The following is a 3,042-nucleotide window of genomic DNA, read 5'->3' as shown; positions in this document are numbered from 1 at the left end:
CCACCCACCAAGGCAACCACCAGCGCACGTGCCGGATCGAAGACGGCCGGCGTTTGCGACGGCGCGCGCCATTGTCCGAGTGCCAGCAGCCCCAGCAGCGTCATGCCGCCGAACCAGACGATATGGCGCACCGCGCGCCGGGCGAGGCGATGCGGTACTGGCGGCCAGCCGCTGTGGAGGAACGCCCACAGGCCCGCGAGCGCTGCCGTCAGCAGCGCCGCCGCCATGCCCTGCATCACCGTTCGAGGCGATGCTCGCCCTTGACCCAGCGTACCGTGCCCGACGACGCGCGCATCACCACGCTTTCGGTGGTCATCTTGCCGCCGCGACGCTTGACGCCTTCCAGCAGCGACCCGTCGGTGACGCCGGTCGCGGCGAAGATGCAATCGCCCTTGGCCAGATCGCGCAGGTCATATTGGCGATCGAGATCCTCGATGCCCCATTTGCGCGCGCGACCGCGCTCATCGTCGTTGCGGAACAGCAACCGACCCTTGAACTGGCCGCCGACGCAACGCAGCGCGGCGCAGGCCAGCACCCCCTCGGGCGCGCCGCCCGAACCCATATAGACGTCGATGGTCGTATCCGGGTCCGTCGTCGCGATCACGCCGGCGACGTCGCCATCGCCGATCAGCACGACACCGCAGCCCAGCCCGCGCAATTCCGCGATCAGTGCTTCGTGACGCGGACGATCGAGCACGCAGGCGATGATCTCATTCGGCTCCACGCCCTTGGCGGCGGCGATCGCCTTGACGTTCTCGGTCGGCGAACGGTCCAGGTCGATCACCCCGTCGGGCAGGCCGGGGCCCACCGCCAGCTTGTCCATATAGACGTCGGGCGCGTTGAGCAGGCCGCCCGCCTCCGCGATGGCCAGCACTGCCAGGCTGTTCGGCCCCGATTTGGCGCAGATCGTAGTGCCTTCCAGCGGGTCGAGCGCGATGTCGATCGCGGGGCCTTTGCCCAGCCCCACCTTCTCACCGATATACAGCATCGGCGCCTCGTCCCGCTCGCCCTCGCCGATCACCACGGTGCCGTCCATGTACAGCTCGTTCAGCGCGGCGCGCATCGCCTCGACCGCGGCGGCATCGGCGGCCTTTTCATCGCCGCGACCGGTCAGCGTCGAAGCGGCGATGGCCGCCGCCTCCGTGACGCGCACCATCTCGAGCACGAGCACACGATCCAGAACCTTGCTGGCGGTCGGCATTGATGTTCCTCTCTTGAACGGGAGACAGTCGTTTCCAGTGGGATAGGGCGGCGGCATGACAGTGTCGAGGCACGCGGCGGCATTTTGTTTTACATGTTCTACAAACGGGGCACCGCGCGCGCCCGCCCCGGCCTCCGCCGGGGTGGGCCGGGGCGACAGGGCTCTCGCTCAGTCGCGCAGCAATTCGTTGATGCTGGTCTTGCTGCGGGTCTGCGCATCGACCCGCTTGACGATCACCGCGCAATACAAGCCCAGGTTGCCGCCGGTCGATCCCGGGACGACGACCGCATAGGGCGGCACCTCGCCACGAAAGACCTCGCCCGTGGCGCGGTCGATGATCTTGGTCGAGGCGCCCAGATAGACGCCCATCGACAGCACCGCGCCCTCGCCGACCCGCACGCCCTCCGCGACTTCGCTACGCGCGCCGATGAAGGCACCGTCGCCGATGATGACGGGATCGGCCTGCAACGGTTCCAGCACGCCGCCGATGCCCGCTCCGCCCGAGATATGGACGTTCCTGCCGATCTGCGCACAGCTGCCGACGGTCGCCCAGGTATCGACCATCGTGCCCTCGCCGACATAGGCGCCGATATTGACGAAGCTGGGCATCAGCACCGCCCCCTTCGCGACATGCGCGCCACGCCGCACGATCGCGCCGGGCACCGCGCGGAAGCCAGCGTCACGAAATTCCGCCTCGCTCCAGCCGGCGAACTTCGACGGCACCTTGTCGAACCAATGCCCCGCGCCGGGGCCATTGTCGATCAGCGCATTGTCATTGAGGCGGAAGCTGAGCAGCACCGCCTTCTTCAGCCATTGATTGACGCGCCAGCCGCCCTGCCCATCGGGCTCCGCCACGCGCGCGGTGCCGGCATCGAGCATCGCCAGCGCCCGATCGACCGCGAGGCGCACCTCGCCCTGCGTCGACAGGCCCAATTGGGCGCGATCGTCCCACGCGGCGTCGATCGTGGCGGAAAGGTCGGCGGTGGGTTGGGTCAGGGTCATGCGTCCTCCAGCAATTGATGCAGCCAGGCGGTCAGATCGCTAACTCGCACGTCGACGTAGCTGCGATCGGCGTCGTGATCCTGTTCGGACCCGTTATCGACCCAGACCGTCGTCATGCCGATTGCCTTGGCCGGTTTCAGGTTGCGCGCCATATCCTCGACGAACAGCGCGCGGGTGGGATCGATCGCGAGGGCGGAACACAGCCCGGCATAGGCCGATGCCGCCGGTTTGGGCACCAGGTCCATCGCATGGATATCGTGCACCGCCTCAAAACTGTCGCCCAGGCCGAGACGGTCGAGTACCTTCAGCGCATAAGGCTTGTCGCCGTTGGTGAAGACCAGCTTGCGCCCCGGCAGGCGCGCCAGCGCGGCGGCGAGCGGCGCATTCGCCTCCAGCGCATCCATCTCGATATCATGGACGTAGGAAAGGAAATCGGCGGGGTCGATCTCATGCTCGGCCATCAATCCGGCCAGCGTGGTGCCATGCGCGAGGAAATAGTCTTTCTGCACGCGGCGCGCGGAAACCGGATCGAGGTTCAGCAACCGTGCGACATAAGCGGTCATCTTCGCGTCGATCAGCGCGAACAGATCGGCCTTTGCCGGATACAGCGTATTGTCCAGATCGAAGATCCAGGTATCGATATGGGCGAAGGCGGGCGGCATCGCGGCGCGCTTATCGCCTTTCCCCGTGCCGCGAAAGGGCACGCATGGGTTGTGCCCGGCGACCGGTACCCATAGCAATGCCAGGCGATGCCGCAGGGGGGGCCGCAGGGGGGGCCGCAGGGGGGGCCGCAGGGGGGGGGCCGATGGCCTATGTAGCCGGCGGGTCGCCAGGCCGAA

Annotated in this window: 4 protein-coding genes; all 4 read right to left on the bottom strand. The window is 67.5% G+C overall.

Annotation, left to right across the window (positions count from 1 at the left end; all coding sequences use genetic code 11):
• The coding region (locus tag ACFDSW_RS11260) for a hypothetical protein (RefSeq protein ID WP_375250388.1) at window positions 1-239 on the bottom strand (239 nt) is incomplete at its 3' end.
• On the bottom strand, window positions 236-1,201 hold the full coding sequence (glpX, locus tag ACFDSW_RS11255; protein WP_375250387.1) for a class II fructose-bisphosphatase: 966 nt from the start codon (window positions 1,199-1,201) through the stop codon (window positions 236-238). The genes glpX and ACFDSW_RS11260, both read right to left, overlap by 4 nt.
• Window positions 1,202-1,369: 168 nt before the next feature.
• Window positions 1,370-2,203: a 2,3,4,5-tetrahydropyridine-2,6-dicarboxylate N-succinyltransferase gene (gene dapD / locus ACFDSW_RS11250; protein ID WP_375250386.1), complete on the bottom strand. Its 834-nt coding sequence runs from the start codon at window positions 2,201-2,203 to the stop codon at window positions 1,370-1,372.
• Complete coding sequence (locus ACFDSW_RS11245; protein WP_375250385.1) at window positions 2,200-2,865, bottom strand: pyrimidine 5'-nucleotidase; 666 nt, start codon at window positions 2,863-2,865, stop codon at window positions 2,200-2,202. The genes dapD and ACFDSW_RS11245 overlap by 4 nt, the downstream gene beginning before the upstream one ends.
• Between the last annotated feature and the right edge of the window lie 177 nt (window positions 2,866-3,042).

Source organism: Sphingomonas sp., from assembly GCF_042091075.1.
Taxonomy (GTDB): Bacteria; Pseudomonadota; Alphaproteobacteria; order Sphingomonadales; family Sphingomonadaceae; genus Sphingomonas.
This window is presented reverse-complemented; position numbering and strand designations above follow the sequence as displayed.